The organism is Pseudogemmobacter sp. TB195 (genome assembly GCF_058313095.1).
On record NZ_JBZEGG010000003.1, the window covers coordinates 39059 to 55129 of the forward strand.

Sequence of the window (16071 nt, forward strand, 5' to 3'; positions counted from 1 at the left end):
GCACAGGCCCCTTGTTCCGGAGAGCCCCAGGAGATATGACGCCGCTCGATGATTGAGAGGGTGAGTTATGCGCGCCGAGACGCAAGGCAATGTTGATCAGATCCGCAAGTCGCTGGGCCTTCTGGCACAGCGGATCGACCTTGAGATGGCGCCGCACCGGCTTGAGGAGTTCAACGCGCTGATCGAGCAGCCGGATCTGTGGAATGATCCGGCCCGGGCGCAGAAGCTGATGCGCGAGCGGCAGTCGCTGATGGATGCGCTGAACGGCTACCGGCTGATCGAAAGCGGGCTGAATGACAATCTCGGGCTGATCGAGCTCGGCGAGGCCGAGGGCGAGGATGCGCTGGTTGCGGAGGCTGAGGATGCGCTGAAGGCGCTGCTTGAGGTCGCGGCTCAAAAAGAGCTGGAGGCTTTGCTGAATGGCGAGGCCGACAGCAATGACACGTTCCTTGAGATCAATGCAGGCGCGGGCGGCACGGAATCGCAGGACTGGGCCGAGATGCTGGCGCGAATGTTCACCCGCTGGGCGGAGCGTCGCGGTTTCACCGTTGAGATGCTCTCAGAGGAAGCCGGGCAGGAGGCGGGGATCAAATCGGTCGCTTATAAGATCTCGGGACATAATGCTTACGGTTGGCTGAAGACGGAATCGGGCGTGCATCGCCTGGTGCGGATTTCGCCTTTCGGGTCGGGCGACAAGCGCCAGACCTCGTTTGCGAGCGTGTGGGTCTATCCGGTGGTCGATGACAATATCGAGATCGAGGTGCTGGATAAGGATATCCGCATCGACACCTTCCGGTCATCCGGCGCCGGCGGTCAGCACGTGAACAAAACCGACTCGGCGGTCAGGATCACCCACTTCCCGACCGGGATCGTGGTGACCTCATCTCTGAAATCGCAGCACCAGAACCGCGAGATTGCGATGAATGCGCTGAAGGCACGGCTTTACCAGCAGGAGCTGGACAAGCGCTCGGCGGCGATCAACGAGGCGCATGATGCCAAAGGGGATGCGGGCTGGGGCAACCAGATCCGCTCTTACGTGTTGCAGCCCTACCAGATGGTGAAAGACCTGCGCACCAGCCATGAGACCTCGGACACGCAAGGCGTGCTTGATGGCGATCTCGATCCCTTCATGGCGGCCACGCTGGCGCTGGATATGGCGGGCAAGAGCCGCGCCGACGCCGAGGGCTGACAGCAGCGAATCCGGCGGGAGTGTTTTTCTCAAGAGGAATACGGCATTTTGCTGCCCCTTCCTTTTGAATCTGAATACTCCGGGATGCGGGGCAGGGCTCCGCTCTTTTGCCGCTATGCCGCATTGCAAACAGTGGGAAATCACGTCAGGAAAGCGGGCAGAAATCTCCCCTTGCTGATGGATACCGCCCATGACCTTCCGCATCGCAATTCTCGGTGCCTCCGGCTATACCGGGGCAGAGCTTGTCCGGCTGATCGCCGGCCATCCTCAGATGCGGATCACCGCACTTTCGGCGGATCGCAAGGCCGGCATGGCGATGGCGGATGTGTTTCCCTTCCTGCGCCATCTCGACCTGCCGCGGCTGGTGAAGATCGATGAGATCGACTTCGCTCAGATCGACCTTTGTTTCTGCGCGCTGCCCCATGCCACCAGCCAGGCGGTGATCTCTCAGCTGCCAAAGGATCTGAAGATCGTCGATCTCTCGGCCGATTTCCGTCTGCGCGACCCGGCGGACTATGAAAAATGGTATGGCCAGCCCCATACGGCCGTCGAGATGCAGAAAGAGGCGGTTTACGGGCTCACCGAATTCTACCGGGATGACATCCGCAAGGGGCGCCTGATCGCCGGCACCGGCTGCAATGCCGCAACCGGGCAATATGCGCTGCGTCCGCTGATCGCGGCGGGGGTCATTGACCTCGATGACATCCTGATCGACCTCAAGGCGGGGGTATCGGGGGCGGGGCGCTCGCTTAAGGAAAACCTCCTCCATGCCGAGCTTTCGGGTGGCACCCATTCCTATTCGGCGGGCGGCAAACACCGCCATCTCGGCGAATTCGATCAGGAATTCTCGAAAATCGCCGGGAGGCCGGTGCTGGTGCAATTCACCCCGCATCTGCTGCCGATGAACCGGGGCATACTCGCCACGACCTATGTCAAAGGCGATGCTAAGGCGGTCCATGCCGCGCTTGCGGCAGCTTACGCGTCAGAGCCGTTCCTGCATGTGCTGCCTTTCGGCGCGCTGCCCTCGACGCGGGATATTGCCGGCTCGAACCATTGCCATATCGGGGTGATCGCCGACCGGATCCCGGGGCGCGTGGTGGTGATCGCGGTGCTCGACAATCTGACCAAGGGCTCATCCGGTCAGGCGCTGCAAAATGCCAATCTGATGCTTGGGATAGATGAAACTACGGGCCTGTTGATGGCGCCTGTTTTCCCGTAACATCCTTCAGGGGACTTGATCGAAGTCAGGGCAAAGGGAAGCAATACCTGCCACCACTGCCCTGACGCAGGAAGGACAGCCATGCAAAGCACAGCGAAACCGCAATTCCGGGGGATGAAGGGGCTGAAGAAACAGCGCCGCATCCAGATCATCGTGCTTGCGGCGCTTGCCATGGTCCTGGCCACAATCTTCATCGGCTTCGCCCTGAAAGACGGCATCAACTTTTTCCGCAGCCCGACCCAGGTGCTGGCCGAGGCCCCGCCCGAGACCGAGATCTTCCGGCTTGGCGGCCTTGTGAAAACCGGCTCGATCGTCAACCGCGCCGGCGTGCATTTCGATTTCATCATCACCGATGGCGGCGCCGAGATCCCGGTCCGCTACATCGGCAAGGATCCGCGTCCCGATCTCTTCAAGGAAAACACCGGCACCATTGCGACCGGCAATCTCATTGGGGGAACCTTCGAGGCGACCACGCTTCTCGCCAAGCATGATGAGACTTATATGCCGAAAGAGGTGATGGATGCGCTGAAGGAGCAGGGCGTCTATAAAGACCCGAAAGACCAGCCCGCCTCCTGACCCCATTCGTCTGTCTCTAAATATCCCGGGGGTGAGCGGCTCCGCCGCGAGGGGGCAGCGCCCCCTTTCCCGGCCTGAAATCCCGGGCTTCGCTTGACCAATGCCGCCGCCTCTGGCAATGCCTGATCCATCAGGACAGGATTTGATCAGATGAACCTCTTTGCGGATATCCGCGGCGCGGTGGTGGATGCTCTGGGCCGGATGGCTCAGGACGGCGTTCTGCCCGCAGGTCTCGACCTCTCGAATGTCGCGGTCGAACCGCCGCGCGATGCCGCGCATGGCGATATGGCCACCAATGCCGCCATGGTGCTGGCGAAACCCGCAGGCCTCCAGCCGCGCGTGATCGCGAGCGAGCTGGCGACCCGCCTGCTGGAAGATCCGCGCATTGCCGGCGCCGATGTTGCAGGCCCGGGCTTTCTCAACCTGCGGCTTGATGATGCGGTCTGGCAGGGTCTCGTCCGTGCCGCCCTCGCGGCGGGCATTGATTTCGGCCGCTCTGCCATTGGCGGCGGCGAGAAGGTGAATATCGAATTCGTCTCGGCGAACCCCACCGGCCCGATGCATGTCGGCCATGTGCGCGGTGCGGTGGTGGGCGATGCGCTCTCGAACCTGCTGGCCTTCTCGGGCTGGGATGTCACCCGCGAATATTACATCAATGATGGCGGCGCCCAGGTCGATGTTCTGGCACGCTCGGCATATGAACGCTACCGCGAGGCCAATGGGCTTGAGCCCGAGATCCGCGAAGGGCTCTATCCCGGCGATTACCTGATCCCGGTCGGCGAGGCGCTCAAAGAGAAATACGGCGCCAGCCTGATCGACCAGCCGGAATCCGTCTGGCTGACCGATATCCGCGAATTCGCGACCGAGGCGATGATGGGGATGATCCGCGAGGATCTCGCAGCCCTCGGCGTGCGGATGGATGTCTATTCCTCGGAAAAGGCGCTTTACGGCACCGGTGAGATCGAAGCGGCCATCACTGAGCTGCGCGCCAAAGGTCTGATCTATGAAGGCGTGCTGGAGCCCCCGAAAGGCAAGCTCCCCGAAGATTGGGAGGCCCGCGAACAGACTTTGTTCCGCTCGACCGATCACGGCGATGATGTTGACCGCCCGGTGATGAAATCGGATGGCTCCTGGACCTATTTCGCGCCCGACATCGCCTATCACTATAATAAGGTGAAACGCGGCTTCGATCAGCTGATCGACATTTTCGGCGCCGATCACGGCGGCTATGTCAAACGGATGAAGGCGGCGGTGGCGGCACTGTCCGGGGGCCGCGTGCCGCTGGATATCAGGCTGATCCAGCTGGTGAAGTTGTATAAGAACGGCGAACCTTTCAAGATGTCAAAGCGTGCGGGCACATTCGTCACGCTGCGCGATGTGGTGGAAGAGGCGGGGGCCGATGTCACCCGTTTCATTATGCTCACCCGCAAGAATGACGTCGCCCTGGATTTCGATTTCGCAAAAGTGCTGGAGCAGTCCAAGGACAATCCGGTCTTTTACGTGCAATATGCCAATGCGCGGGTGAATTCGGTTCTGAGAAAATCGCGCGAGGCCGGAACCCCGGTCGATGACACCACGCTTCTGGCGGCAGATCACGCCTCTTTGTCGCATCCGGCGGAAATCGGGCTTTTGAAAAAGATCGCCGAATGGCCGCGTCTGGTAGAAATTGCTGCCCGCAATAACGAGCCGCATCGCATTGCCTTCTATCTCTATGAACTGGCATCCGAGTTCCACGCGTTGTGGAACCGTGGCAATGATGAAACGGAATTGCGCTTCGTGCAGGAGAAAGTGGCTGATTCACAGGCGAAAATCGCCCTTGCGCGTGCCACGGGCGTTGTCATTTGCGCAGGTCTTGCTATCCTTGGTGTGACGCCGGTTGAAGAGATGCGCTGACCAAAAGCGCCCGCAATCGGCCACGAACAGGCAAAGGGCATTATAAGCCCTGAGAGCAGGCGCAGAGGGCAGGCATGGCAAACGCTGATTACGGCGATTACGGCGGCTACGCATCACAGGCGCGGCCGGGCAATTTTTCCGAGGCCGCTCCGATGCGGCCGACCCGTATTGGCGGGGCTCAGCGCGGCGGTTTTCAGGCCGCGCGGGCCCAGTCACAACCGCAACAGCAACCGCAACATCCTCAGGCCGCAATGGCGAGGCGCGGAGCGTTTCAGGCCTGTGACGATCATGACGGCTACGCGGCTCAGTCCGAACCGCAGATGCAGCAGCATGTGGCCCCGCAGATCCCGCTGACGCGCGGCCAGCGCATGGTAAATATGGCCGGCGCGCTTGGCTCGGTGGCGCTGGTCCTGTCGCTTGGTTATTGGGGCTGGGAACTCGCGGTACGCGATGTGCGGGGCGTGCCGGTGGTGCGTGCGCTGGAAGGTCCGATGCGGACCGCGCCGGAAGAGGGCGGCGGCATGGTGGTCGATCATCAGGGCCTTGCGGTCAATGATGTGGCGGCGCGCGATGGCGGCAAGAACTCGGACCGCGTGGTGCTGGCACCGGCGCCGGTCGATCTGGCGGCGGATGATGTGGCGGGCCTTGCCCTGGCCTCGGCCGCGCCTGCGGTCGCGCCTCTGGCCCCGGCACTGGCGTCAGCCGGAACGGTGGATGCGCCGCGCATGTCAGCGGCTGAGGAATCTCCTCTGCCGCTTGAGGTCAGCCCCGATCAGCTTCCCGCCGCGCCGGTCCTTGCCACCGACAGCCAGCCCGCAACGATCAGCCAGGATGAGGCGGTGGCGCTTGCCCTTGCCGAAGCCCTTGGCATGGATGAGACCGCCTCGGCCGATCTGGTCGCAGCGGCGGCACCTGCTGCGGCCCCGGCGGCGCCCGGTGCGATGACCTCTTCGCCGCGCCCGCGCGCGCGCCCGTCGACACTAGCTGCAACCGGCAGCTCCGCAGCCGGCACGCCCGAAAACGTGATGCAGACCGCAGCCGTTGCCTCTGCGCCTTCGGGTGCCGGCAAGGATCCCGCCACCATCGAAGCCGGCGCGCGCCTGGTTCAGTTCGGCGCCTATGACAGCGAGGCGCAGGCCCGGGCAGAATGGCAGAAGATCGCCGCCAGACTTGGGCCGCTGATGGTGGAAAAACAGATGGTGGTGCAATCGGCGGAAAGCGGTGGCCATACCTTCTGGCGGCTGCGCGGCTTTGGCTTTGCCAGCGAAGATGACGCGCGCCGCTTCTGCTCGGCTGCGGTGGCGGAACAGATCAACTGTATCCCGGTGACCCACAGATGAGCACGGCGGCAGGGCCCGAAATCGGGCGCGGCGCGGCGATCTTTGGCCTTGCGGGTCCGGATCTCCTGCCGCAGGAACGCGATTTTTTCCGTGATTATGACCCGTTCGGGTTCATCCTCTTCGCGCGCAATGTCGAAGACCCTGCGCAGCTGTCGCGTCTGACCGCAGACCTGCGCGACGCCGTGGGGCGGGACGCGCCGATCCTGATCGACCAGGAAGGTGGCCGCGTCCAGCGGATGCGCGCCCCGCATTGGCGCGAATGGGAGCCGCCTTTCGATCTGATCGCCCGCATCGGCCCTGACAACGCGCCGCGCGCGATGGAGATCATGGCGCGGCTGATCGCAGATGAGCTGCGCGCCGTCGGGATTGATGCGAATTGCGCGCCGGTTCTCGATGTGGCCCGCACCGACACCCACCCGTTCCTGAAGAACCGCTGCTATGGTCCCGGCCCCGAAGCGGTGGCACGGATCGGTCGCGCCGTGGCAGATGGTTATCTTGCCGGTGGCGTGCTGCCGGTGATCAAACATATGCCCGGCCATGGCCTTGCGCGCCAGGATACCCATCATGAACTCCCCCGCGTGACCTCGTCGCGCGCCGCGCTGCATGAGGTGGATTTCTGGCCCTTCACCGCGCTGTCCGATCTGCCGATGGCGATGACCGCCCATATCGTCTTCGCCGATTACGACCCGGATCATCCCGCGACCCAGAGCCCCGGGATGATCCGGGTGATCCGAGAAGAGATCGGCTTTCACGGCCTGTTGATGACGGATGACCTGAATATGGAGGCGCTTTCGGGCAGCCTCTCGGACCGCGCCTGTGCCTCGATCCGGGCAGGCTGCGATATCGCGCTGCATTGCAAGGGGGATTTTGCCCAGATGCAGGAGGTGGCCACCGCCGCCGGTGAGATGACTGAGGCCGCAAAGGCGCGGGCGGCGCGGGCGCTGTCACGCCGGGTTGCGCCCGATACGGTTGACATCGAAGGCCTCGGGGCGGAGTTTCTTGCTCTGTCGCGGGATGCCGATGGATGAGTGACGAGAAACAGCTGCCTCTGGCCGAAGACTGGTCCCTGCCGGAACGGCTTGACCCTGCCGCCCGGCTCGCCGCCGAGGCGCTGATCGTTGATGTCGACGGGTTCGAGGGGCCGCTGGACCTTTTGCTGACGCTGTCGAGGACGCAGAAGGTCGATCTGCGGCGGATCTCGGTTCTGCAACTCGCGGAGCAATATCTTCTCTTCGTGAACAAGGCCGCGAAGCTTCGGATTGAGCTGGCGGCAGATTATCTGGTGATGGCGGCCTGGCTCGCCTTTCTGAAATCGCGCCTGCTTTTGCCGCCCGAACCCGGTGAGGCGGGACCCTCCGCCGAAGATCTCGCGGCGCATCTGGCCTTCCAGCTTGAACGGCTTCAGGCGATGCGCGAGGCTGCCGCGCGGCTGATGGCGCGTGACCAGAAGGGCCGCGATTTCTTTGTGCGCGGCCAGCCCGAGACCGTGTCATTGCAGCGCAAGACGCAATGGGAGGCGAACCTTCTCGACCTGATGCGCGCCTATGCCCGCATCCGCACCCGCGACGAGTTTCGCCCCTTTGTCATGGACCGTGAACATGTCTTCACCATGGAACAGGCGCTGGACCGGATGCGCGGGTTGATCGGTTATGTCGGCGACTGGGCGGATCTGGCGGGTTTCATGCCCGAGGGCTGGGATACCACGCCGATGGCGCGGCGTTCGGTCACGGCGGCGCATTTTGCGGCCGTGCTGGAAATGGTGAAACGCGGCCAGCTGACCCTGCGCCAGGGCGAGACTTTCGCGCCGATCCAGATCCGGCGGAGAGATCCGGAATGAGCCGCGAGCCGGAAGAACAAAGTCTTTTCGACGCACCGCCCATGGGCGAGCAGGAGCGCATGGTCGAGGCCATGCTTTTTGCCGCGACCGAGCCGATGACGGTGGCGGAACTGGTGAAACGCATGCCGCATGGCTGCGATCCGGCCGAGGCGCTGGCCTATCTGCGCAAACGCTATGAGGGGCGCGGCGTGCATCTGGCCCGGGTGGGGGATGCCTGGGCCTTTCGCACCGCAGGAGATCTGGGCCATCTGATGGTGCGCGAACAGGTCGAGACCCGAAAACTGTCGCGCGCGGCGATCGAGACGCTGGCGATCATCGCCTATCACCAGCCGGTCACCCGCGCGGAGATCGAGGAAATCCGCGGCGTTGCCGTGTCGCGTGGCACGGTCGACCAGTTGATGGAGATGGAATGGATCCGCTTTGGCCGGCGCCGCATGACGCCGGGGCGGCCAGTGACTTTTGTGGTGACCGAAGGGTTCCTCGATCACTTCGGTCTCGAATCCGCGCGCGATCTGCCGGGGCTGAAAGAGCTGCGCTCGGCCGGGCTGCTTGAAAACCGCCCGATGCCGGGCCTCGATCAGCCGCGTGATGATGATGAAGATGAAGCGCAAAGCGGCCAGAGCGAGCTTTTCGAGGACTGAGCCTGCCGAAGGCCCGGGCCGCGCCACTCCGAGGAGGATGAGATGGATCTGAACCGGCTGATCAATATGCTTGTGAACATGTTCCTGCGCAAAGCGGTGAACAAGGGTATCCGCACGGCAACCGATTACGCAGCGCGGCGCGGCAAAAACGAGGCGGAGCTGACGCCGGAGGAGCGCGAAACTGCGCGCAGGATGCGTGATCTTTCGGATAAGGCGAAGAAGGCGGCGCGGCTCGGGCGACGGCTCTGACCGGCCAGAGTGACGGGGCCTGTTGCGCTGCGGCGCGGGGCAGGGCAAAACTGCCCCTATGGAACTTTTCGATGACAGCGAGCCCGGCCAGGGCGCGAGCAACAGCCCGGAATTCACCGTCTCCGAGCTTTCGGGCGCGGTAAAACGCGTGATCGAGGGCGAATTCGGCATGGTCCGGGTGCGCGGCGAGATCGGTCGGGTGTCGCGCCCGGCCTCGGGCCATCTCTATTACGACCTGAAGGATGACCGTTCGGTCATCGCGGCCATCACCTGGAAGGGCCAGGCCGGGCGGCTGACGGTCCGGCCCGAAGAGGGGATGGAGGTGATCGCCACCGGGCGGATGACCACTTTCCCGGGCCAGTCGAAATATCAGCTGATCATCGATGATATCGCCCCCGCCGGGGCCGGCGCGCTGATGGCGATGCTGGAAAAACGCCGCGCTATGTTGCAGGCCGAAGGCCTGTTCGACCCGGCCCGCAAAAAGCCGATCCCCTGGCTCCCGGGCGTGATCGGGGTGGTAACTTCGCCTTCGGGCGCGGTGATCCGCGACATTCTGCACCGGCTCCGCGACCGCTTTCCGCGCCATGTGCTGATCTGGCCGGTGGCCGTGCAGGGCGAACGCTGCGCCCCCGAGGTCGCAGCGGCGATCCGGGGGTTTAACGCGCTGACGCCCGGCGGGCCGATCCCGCGCCCGGATCTGATCATCGTGGCGCGGGGCGGCGGCTCGCTCGAAGATCTCTGGGGCTTTAATGAGGAGATTGTGGTCCGCGCGGCGGCGGAAAGCCGGATTCCGCTGATCTCGGCGGTGGGGCATGAGACCGACACGACACTGATCGACTATGCCGCCGATCTGCGCGCCCCGACGCCGACCGCTGCGGCAGAGCTGGCGGTTCCGGTGCGCCTTGAGCTGATCGCGGGCCTCGACGGGCTGTCGTCGCGGCTTCTGCGTTCGACCCTGCAATCGGCCGAGCGAAAGCGGCAGCGTCTGAGCGATCTTTCCCGCGCCCTGCCGCGCCCCGAGGCGCTGACGGGCCTTGCGTCACAGCGGCTCGATCATGCGGCGGGGCGGCTTGGCGGTGCGCTTGGGCTGATGGTGGCGCGCCGGCGCGGCGATTTTGCGCGGGTGGCCGGGCGGGTGCAGCCGGGACTGCTGCTTGGCTATGTGCGCGAGCGGCGTGCCGCGGTTGCCAATCGCGGCGATGCGCTGGAGGCGCGGTTTGCCCGCCGGTATGAACGCGCCCAGATGCAGCTGGCACAATGGTCCTCGCGGCTGGAGCCGGCACTGATGCGGCTGACCCAGGATGCATCGCGGCGGATTTCCGAACAGCGCCAGCGGCTTGAAGGCGTTTCTTTGCGTCTTGATGCCGTGCCCGGCCAGCGCATCGCCCGCGCGCGCGAGACGCTGGAGCGGCTGGATCGGACCCGCCAGAGCCTTGGCTATAGCGAGACGCTGAAACGCGGCTTCGCGGTGGTCTGGGGCGATGGCCATGTCGTGACCAGTGCTGATGCGGCGCGCCAGGCCGCCCATCTTGAAATCGAATTCGCAGCCGGAAGGTTCACGCCTGCAGGGCCGTCAGGGGCGGGCGCGACAGATCGACCGGCTCCGGCACCAGCCGCCCCGGCCCGGCCGGCAAAACCGGCGAAACCGCGCGGCGATGGCCCGGAAGGCGGCGGTCAGGGATCGCTTTTCTGAGCGCCCCCGCCTTTGCTTCAGGCCAGATCAGGCGCCCAGATAGGACTGGCAGGAGATCGGCCCCTGGGCAGGGTAGAGCATGATCGGCGGCAGCTCATAAAGCCCCTCATAGCGCCCGAGAATCCAGCCGGCGCGGTCATGATAGGTCCAGCAGACCGGCTGATTTGGCTTGTCCTCGTAAAGGAAGCAGATGTTGTCGCCGACCTGGTCCCAGCTGCCATGCATGCAGCGTTCGGCGTCACGCCAGATCACCCTCTGACCGGAGAGGAAGCTTTCGACGCCGTAAAGGCCGCTCTCGGAATCATAGGTGTCGAAGGTCTTGCCCCGGGTCAGCGCATCAAACTGCGCCGCGTCGAGCGCGGGGTCAGCGCCGGCCTCGGGGGCGGTATCGGGCAGACCTTCGGGCGCCTCATCGCCGAACTCGGCCTGGGGCGGCGACTGAAATTGCTGTGCACCCCCGTCCTGGGCCATGACCGGGGCGGCCAGCAGGGCCAGGACGGCCAGAAAAGGCGTCATGCCACGGATTGTTGTCGTCATTTTACACCCCCACATCCGGCGCGGGGCAGGCCAGCGGCTCCGGCGTTTCATTGATCACGGTCAGTTCTGATCCCTCAAAGCCATTGGCCGACCGCGCGCGAAGCTCGTCCCCTTCGGTCCAGAAGGTCCAGCAATGCTCGCCAACCCCGTATTCATAGACAAAGCAGATCAGGCCCTCACGTTCAAACCAGCTGCCATACTGGCATTCATCGGGCGAGGTCTTCCAGCGCACCTTGCGATTGGGCAGATATTCCTCGATCCCGAAGATCGAACCATATTGCGACCAGGTGAGCGTCTTGCCCTCGACATAGGCGTTGAATTCCGCTGCGGTCATGGGGGTGACCGTGTCTGCCGCGCCAGGCTGAGCGACGCCCTGGAATAAGGCGATCCCGAAAACGAGACCGAGGCTGCGGGAAAGGGCAGGGGTGAAACGCATCTGAACTCCTTTAGCGCGGTCTGGCGGCGGGGGGATCTGCCGGGCCGGGTCCGTCCTGGGGCGAAACCTGCCAGAGGCTCGCGGAATATGCCAGTCAGGCATCTGTTACCCCGGGATTTGCCCCGGGCCCCGTATCGCTTTGACGCCAGCGTTTCAGATGCGGCCGGATGGCCCGCGCCCAGGTGCGGGGCAGGAAGGCAAGCGTGCAGGCCACCGGCAGCGGCCAGGGCAGGCGCGGTGCCTCATCGGCCTCGGGCAGGCGCAAAGCGGGCCAGGGGCGCGTGGGATGGGCGTGATGGTCAGAATGGCGTGGCGCGTTCAGCATCATGGCCGAGCTGAACCAATGCGCGGTGTTCCAGCTGTGGCGCGGCCCGACCGGCTCTGGCCGGCCGTTTTCAAGAATGCGGCGTCTGAGCCCGTAATGCTGCACATAATCCGAGACGAGGATCTGCATCTGGGCGTGAACCCCCAGGAGGACCCATGCGAGGATGCCGGCAAGGCCTGCGACAGCAAAAGCAACCGCCATCGAAATCACGCCCCCCAAAGCATAGATCGCGTAAGGATGCAGGCCCTGACGCGATTGCGCCCTTGCCCGCAGATCGGTTTCCGCCTGCCGGCCCAGACGGAAAGACCAGATCCAGGCGCGGGGGGCAAAGCGGTAAAAGCTCTCGCCTTCGCGGGCGGAATTCGGGTCCTGGTCGGTCGCGACAAAGCGGTGATGCACCAGGCGATGCGCCGAGGCATGCTGGCCGAAGAGGATCGCGGCGTAAAAGGCCTGACCAAGACGGAAAAGCGGGCGTCTGGTCCGGTGGATCAGCTCATGCGCCGCCGGATGGCCGACCTGACCGAGCCAGAAGCCCGATCCGAAGAACATGAGCAGCCGCTGGCCGGCGGAAAGGCCGGAAGCTCCGGCAACTGCCCAGACCGCCACCGGCAGCAGCACGAGAGCTGACAAACCGATCCCGGCCAGAAGCGCATCGGCGCCGGGAAACTCCTGGCCCTCTTCGCCCGCGCCCGCGACCCAGGGGATCAGCTGATCAAGCAGCACCGACAGAACTGCCATGTAAAGGAACCCGGCCCAGAGCCAGGCCCCGCCCATGAAGGCGCCAATGACCAGAAGCGGCACCGGCGTCGCGGCGGCCAGGGCGAAGGCCAGCATCGGGATCGGCGCCGCAGGGGGCGAGAGGAGATCGGGGTCAGACATGATAGCGGCACCGAAGCACGAAACCCGGGCAGGGAAAAGGCCGCGCCGTGTCGCGGGCCAGGCGGGGGCGACAGGCGGGCGCGAAGGTTACCAGGGCCAGGACTGTCTGGCGCAGACCCAATGCCCTTTACTTCACAGGTCAAAATGACCAGGTAAAACACGACAGAATGAAGGGTTTTGCCATGTCGATCTTCCGCAAGCTCAAGGACCGGCTGTTCCGCTCATCCGACAAGATCGGCGAGGGGCTTGATGCCCTTGTTCAGGACGGGGCGGTCCAGGAAGGTGCGGATCACGCGGATGCGGGAGATGCGGGCCAGGGTCAGACTGAAGCGGCCGCGGGTGGAGAGGAGCAGCAACCGGCAGCTGCCGCGACCGGCCTTCCCCAGGCGGAGGCCATTTCGCCAAAACACGCACCGGATGCACCTGAGCGCGCGGCGCCGGTGGATATCGCGCCGCCGGTCCCTGTCAGCCCGGCCGCAGAGGTGGTTCCTGCGCTGGTTCCTGTGGTGCCGCAAGCGGCTGCAGAGCCTGCAAAACCTGGCCTTCTCGGGCGTCTTTTCGGCAGGGGCGAGGCGGCAGAGCCGCGCCGGGTGCTTGATGACCAGATGCTTGAAAGCCTTGAGGAATTGCTGATCCAGACAGATCTGGGCGTGGATACGGCGGTGCGGGTGACTGCCAATATCGCCGAGGGGCGCTTTGGCCGGAAGGTTTCGACCCGCGAGCTGAAAGAGGCCCTTGCCGGTGAGGTCGCGCGGATCATGACGCCGGTCGCGAAACCGCTGCCGCTTTATGCGAAAAAGCCCCAGGTTGTGCTGGTGGTGGGCGTGAATGGCTCTGGCAAGACGACGACCATCGGCAAGCTTGCAAGCCAGTTCCGCGCGGCAGGCAAGACAGTGGTGATCGCGGCGGGCGACACGTTCCGCGCAGCGGCAGTGGAGCAGCTGAAGGTCTGGGGCGAGCGCGCCGGGGTGCCGGTTCTGACCGCACCCGAAGGCTCGGACCCGGCAAGCCTCGCCTTTGACGCGCTTGGCCGCGCGCAGGAGGAGGGCGCGGATCTTTTGATGATCGACACCGCCGGCCGGCTGCAAAACCGCCAGGATCTGATGGAGGAACTGGCGAAAATCGTGCGCGTTCTGAAGAAAAAAGATCCGACCGCGCCGCATAATACTCTTCTGGTGCTGGATGCGACCACCGGGCAGAACGCCATCACCCAGGTCGATATCTTCCGCAAAATTGCCGATGTCTCGGGCCTCGTGATGACCAAACTTGACGGCACGGCAAAAGGCGGTGTGCTTGTCGCGCTGGCCGATAAATTCGGCCTGCCCATCCATGCGATCGGCGTTGGCGAACAGATCGACGATCTCTCTCCCTTCGATCCGGATGACTTTGCCCGGGCGCTGGTCGGGCTGGAGAAATAGCGCCGGTCGCGGCGGCGCCAGACCGGGAAAGTGGTGATGTTTTACAAAGTGTTCTCTGGTCGCAAACCTGCCGCTGATGCGACCGCGCTTCGCCGATCACGACTGAGCGCTTCATATCTGCTTCCTGCGCTTATCGGACTTTGGCTTGGGCTTGCGGAACTGCCGGGGCAGGCGCAGGGGAAGGAAATCCCGGGCGACGAGTGTGCCGCGGCACTGGCGGATTTCCAGCTTGCATTGCAAAACAGCGGGCTGACGCTCAGCGCCGGTTCAAAGAGCAGGACAAATGGTGGCTGCGCCTTTGAAGAGGTTGTGATCCGGGGCGATCGGCGAAATGCGCCGAATTTTTATGCCGATAGCGTGATCATTTCTGGCAGCCTTCTTGCCTGGGACCGCAAGGGCGAGATGCCTTCTGCCGATCTTGTGGTCGAGGCTGCTGGGATGCGCTTTGCCAGTAAGCTGGGGGATGCGCGGACAGATTACCTGCTCGGCGCGCAGGCGCGGGTCGGTGCGATGACGCTTGATCTGACCGCGGCCTGGGACAAGTCGAAGAAAGAAGCAAAGATAAGCCGGTTTGATCTGACCTTTGGGGAGGCGTCCCGCATCCGGTTCGGGGCGCGGCTGAAGAATGTTGATCTCTCGACGCCCGGCACCGCGCAGATGGCGGTTATGAGTGCGGCGCTGACGGAGCTGGATCTTGAGGTGAAGAGCTTCGGTCTGTTCGAGCAGGTCATGCTGCCGCTTCTTGTCAGCAATATACCCGACAATGGCGATGTTCACAGCGAGGCCGATTTCGCGGCGCTGGTGGCTGAGAAAAAGCTGGAATTGCGCACAGCGATCAATCAGCTGCCGGATGCGGCCTTTCCGGCGCCGTCGCGGACCGCTCTGGCGGCGCTGTTGTCGGATCTGCCTGGTCCGCGCGGCAAGCTGGTGGTGAAGTTCCGCTCTGCCAGTGGTTTTGGTGCGGCGCGGTTCGCGCGTTTTGCGCTGACGGGCCTGCCGCAGACGATGAAAGAGCTCGCGCCATTGTTCGATGGCACGCGGTTTGATATCGACTGGCGCCGGGGTGACCGCAGCTGAGCGGTTGCCGGACGCGGCAGGTGGAAGGCGACTATGGCAGAAAAAGCGATCAATCCTGTGCTGAAACAGGTGCTGGAGCTGGGGCCGACGGTGCTCTTTTTCGGGATCTATATGTGGATCAAGGATGAGACATATCTGATCGGCGGCACGGAATATTCCGGGTTCATCGTGGCGGCGGTGGTGTTTGTGCCGATCCTGCTGGCCTCGATTGCGGTGCTCTGGCTGCTGACCGGGCAATTGTCGCGGATGCAGGTCTTTACCGGGCTGGTGGTGATCTTCTTTGGCGGGCTGACGGCCTGGTTCAACGATGCGAGCTTCTTCAAGATGAAGACGACCTTGGTCTATGGGACATTCGCTGCACTGCTGGGGATCGGGCTTTTGCGCCGGCAGAGCTGGCTGGAATGGGTGCTCGGCTCGGCGCTGCCGATGCAGCATGAGGGCTGGATGATCCTGACGCGGCGGCTTGCGCTGGTGTTTCTGCTGCTGGCGGTGGCGAATGAGCTGATCTGGCGCAATATGTCGGAGGCGGCCTGGGTGACGCTGGAGACCTTTGCCTTTCCGGCGGCGCTTTTCGTGTTCCTGATGGTGCAGATCACCATGCTGGGGCGCTATGTGATTGAGCCCGAGGATGAAAAACGCGGCGAGGGCTGAAAGCGGCGAGCGGGGGGCCAGCCCCCCGATGCCCGTGAAGGGCATTCCCCCCGGGATATTTATGGACAGATGAAAGGAGGCCCGGGGATATGGTTCCCGGGCCTTTTTACA

The 16071-nt window shown here is 64.0% G+C and carries 16 protein-coding genes; 13 read left to right on the forward strand and 3 right to left on the reverse strand.

Annotation, left to right across the window (positions count from 1 at the left end):
* Positions 1–67 precede the first annotated feature (67 nt).
* The 10 genes from prfB (at position 68) to xseA (ending at position 10637) form a co-directional block, all read left to right on the forward strand.
* A complete protein-coding gene (gene prfB, locus AC4FS3_RS04505) occupies positions 68–1189 on the forward strand; it encodes a peptide chain release factor 2 (protein ID WP_283178232.1) in 1122 nt (373 codons plus the stop codon).
* 190 nt (positions 1190–1379) lie between these two features.
* The gene (argC, locus tag AC4FS3_RS04510) at positions 1380–2408 is read left to right on the forward strand and encodes an N-acetyl-gamma-glutamyl-phosphate reductase (RefSeq protein ID WP_491019574.1); all 1029 of its coding nucleotides are present in this window, start codon (positions 1380–1382) and stop codon (positions 2406–2408) included.
* A gap of 114 nt (positions 2409–2522) precedes the next feature.
* A complete protein-coding gene (ccmE, locus tag AC4FS3_RS04515) occupies positions 2523–2984 on the forward strand; it encodes a cytochrome c maturation protein CcmE (protein ID WP_491019720.1) in 462 nt (153 codons plus the stop codon).
* A gap of 150 nt (positions 2985–3134) precedes the next feature.
* Entirely contained in the window at positions 3135–4877 is a 1743-nt protein-coding gene (argS, locus tag AC4FS3_RS04520; protein ID WP_491019575.1) for an arginine--tRNA ligase, read from the forward strand.
* A gap of 74 nt (positions 4878–4951) precedes the next feature.
* The gene (locus AC4FS3_RS04525) at positions 4952–6217 is read left to right on the forward strand and encodes an SPOR domain-containing protein (RefSeq protein WP_491019576.1); all 1266 of its coding nucleotides are present in this window, start codon (positions 4952–4954) and stop codon (positions 6215–6217) included.
* The gene (locus AC4FS3_RS04530; protein ID WP_491019577.1) at positions 6214–7245 is read left to right on the forward strand and encodes a glycoside hydrolase family 3 N-terminal domain-containing protein; all 1032 of its coding nucleotides are present in this window, start codon (positions 6214–6216) and stop codon (positions 7243–7245) included. Before AC4FS3_RS04525 ends, AC4FS3_RS04530 begins: the two co-directional genes overlap by 4 nt.
* Positions 7242–8054: a segregation and condensation protein A gene (locus tag AC4FS3_RS04535; protein WP_283178228.1), complete on the forward strand. Its 813-nt coding sequence runs from the start codon at positions 7242–7244 to the stop codon at positions 8052–8054. The genes AC4FS3_RS04530 and AC4FS3_RS04535 overlap by 4 nt, the downstream gene beginning before the upstream one ends.
* The gene (scpB, locus tag AC4FS3_RS04540; RefSeq protein ID WP_491019578.1) at positions 8051–8695 is read left to right on the forward strand and encodes an SMC-Scp complex subunit ScpB; all 645 of its coding nucleotides are present in this window, start codon (positions 8051–8053) and stop codon (positions 8693–8695) included. The genes AC4FS3_RS04535 and scpB overlap by 4 nt, the downstream gene beginning before the upstream one ends.
* A 42-nt stretch (positions 8696–8737) precedes the next feature.
* On the forward strand, positions 8738–8944 hold the full coding sequence (locus tag AC4FS3_RS04545; protein WP_491019579.1) for a hypothetical protein: 207 nt from the start codon (positions 8738–8740) through the stop codon (positions 8942–8944).
* A 58-nt stretch (positions 8945–9002) separates the two neighbouring features.
* On the forward strand, positions 9003–10637 hold the full coding sequence (xseA, locus tag AC4FS3_RS04550) for an exodeoxyribonuclease VII large subunit (protein ID WP_491019580.1): 1635 nt from the start codon (positions 9003–9005) through the stop codon (positions 10635–10637).
* A 27-nt stretch (positions 10638–10664) separates the two neighbouring features.
* Here the strand turns inward: xseA and AC4FS3_RS04555 are convergent, their stop codons facing one another.
* The 3 genes from AC4FS3_RS04555 to AC4FS3_RS04565 form a co-directional block, all read right to left on the reverse strand.
* Positions 10665–11174, reverse strand: a complete 510-nt coding sequence (locus AC4FS3_RS04555; RefSeq protein ID WP_491019581.1) for a hypothetical protein — start codon at positions 11172–11174, stop codon at positions 10665–10667.
* A gap of 1 nt (position 11175) precedes the next feature.
* On the reverse strand, positions 11176–11610 hold the full coding sequence (locus AC4FS3_RS04560; RefSeq protein WP_491019582.1) for a hypothetical protein: 435 nt from the start codon (positions 11608–11610) through the stop codon (positions 11176–11178).
* Positions 11611–11704: 94 nt separating this feature from the next.
* Positions 11705–12814, reverse strand: coding sequence for an alkane 1-monooxygenase (locus tag AC4FS3_RS04565; RefSeq protein ID WP_491019583.1), 1110 nt, complete (start codon positions 12812–12814; stop codon positions 11705–11707).
* 182 nt (positions 12815–12996) lie between these two features.
* On the opposite strand from AC4FS3_RS04565, the gene ftsY reads away from it, so the two are divergent.
* From ftsY to AC4FS3_RS04580, 3 genes are read left to right on the forward strand one after another with little or no spacing between them, the layout of a single operon-like run.
* A complete protein-coding gene (gene ftsY / locus AC4FS3_RS04570; protein ID WP_491019721.1) occupies positions 12997–14232 on the forward strand; it encodes a signal recognition particle-docking protein FtsY in 1236 nt (411 codons plus the stop codon).
* Positions 14233–14268: 36 nt separating this feature from the next.
* A complete protein-coding gene (locus AC4FS3_RS04575) occupies positions 14269–15309 on the forward strand; it encodes a hypothetical protein (protein ID WP_491019584.1) in 1041 nt (346 codons plus the stop codon).
* Between the two features lie 33 nt (positions 15310–15342).
* Positions 15343–15960, forward strand: coding sequence for an inner membrane-spanning protein YciB (locus AC4FS3_RS04580; protein ID WP_283178219.1), 618 nt, complete (start codon positions 15343–15345; stop codon positions 15958–15960).
* Positions 15961–16071 lie beyond the last annotated feature (111 nt).